1 protein-coding gene is annotated in these 480 nt (G+C 70.4%); it reads right to left on the reverse strand.

Annotated elements, in window-relative coordinates; genetic code table 11:
- A partial coding sequence (locus IE318_RS22255) for a ketoacyl-synthetase C-terminal extension domain-containing protein (protein WP_308438588.1) occupies positions 1–480 on the reverse strand: 480 nt, incomplete at both ends.

The following is a 480-nucleotide window of genomic DNA, read 5'->3' on the forward strand; positions in this document are numbered from 1 at the left end:
TGTCGTCACCAGCGAATAGCCGACGTCCGCCACGTCCGCCGGCACATCCGCCAACTGCCGGGCCTGCGCCTCCAGCGCCTCCGCCGACTTCGCGGACAGCACCCACGGCACCACCACCGGAGGCGCGACAACACCACTCTCCGCGGCCGGCTCCTCCGGTGCCTGCTCGACGATGACGTGCGCGTTCGTCCCGCTGATGCCGAAGGACGAGATGCCGGCCCGGCGCGGACGGCTGTCGGACTCGGGCCACTCCCGCGCCTCGGTCAGGAGTGCAACGCTCCCCGCCGACCAGTCGATCTGGTCCGAGCGTTCCTCGGAGTGGAGAGAGGGCGGCAGCACGCCGTGCCGCATCGCCATCACCATCTTGATGATGCCCGCGACACCGGCGGCGGCCTGCGTGTGACCCATGTTCGACTTGATCGAGCCCAGCCACAGCGGCTCACCGGTCTCCGGACGCTCCTGCCCGTACGTCGCCAGCAA

Origin of the sequence: Streptomyces spiralis (genome assembly GCF_014654675.1) — a bacterium.
Classification (GTDB): Bacteria; Actinomycetota; Actinomycetes; order Streptomycetales; family Streptomycetaceae; genus Streptomyces; species Streptomyces spiralis.